Genomic DNA, 646 nt, shown 5'->3' with positions numbered 1-646 from the left:
TTGGTGAAGTCGGTGTTGAGGTTGAGCTTCATTTCATGGATCCCCCATTTGCTTGCGCCCGTGCACGGGCGGGCCGTGCCAGCACGCGGTCGAAATAGGCGTTGACGCGCTCGGAGTCGATCGGGAATCGGCCGGCGCGAGCCCAGCCGCCCATGTCGCCGAGCAGCACATCGACAGCGGAAAACCGATCGCCGAGCGCAAACGGTTTGTCGCCCAGCCGCCGCTCCAGCGCCTTCAGTTCCGAGGCAAAATCGTAAGCCGCCGCAGGACCGACATCGACGCGCACATCCCTAGGCAGCAGGAAGCGATGGCGCAATTTGTTCCACAGCGGCGCTTCCAACTCGCTCTGGGCAAAATGCATCCAGGAATCCATCTCGGCCCGGCCGGCGACACCCGGATTGGCGCCCATTCCCTTGTCCGCGTGCTTGTCGGCGAGATAAACGCAGATCGCCGCCGAATCCGTCACCGTCAGTTCGCCGTCGATGAGGATCGGCACCTTGCCCGATGGGTTGAGCGCATAGGCTTCCGGTGAGCGCAGATGAACCTCGACGAATTCATAAGGCTGCGCGAGCTCCTCGAGCATCCAGAGAACGCGGCTGACCCGGGATCCGCGCGATCCGACGGCCTTGTACATGTCGAACCCTGC

At 63.2% G+C, this 646-nt stretch carries 1 protein-coding gene; it reads right to left on the bottom strand.

All coding sequences use genetic code 11. The annotated features are described in order from the left end of the window. Positions 1-28 precede the first annotated feature (28 nt). Positions 29-646: glutathione S-transferase family protein (locus EOB49_RS34465; RefSeq protein WP_245472984.1), on the bottom strand; the 618-nt coding region annotated here is incomplete at its 5' end.

The sequence above is a fragment of the Mesorhizobium sp. M7A.F.Ca.MR.148.00.0.0 genome, assembly GCF_003997735.1.
GTDB lineage: Bacteria > Pseudomonadota > Alphaproteobacteria > Rhizobiales > Rhizobiaceae > Mesorhizobium.
Note: the sequence above shows the minus strand (reverse complement) of the source record. Positions and strands in the feature narration are given on the sequence as shown.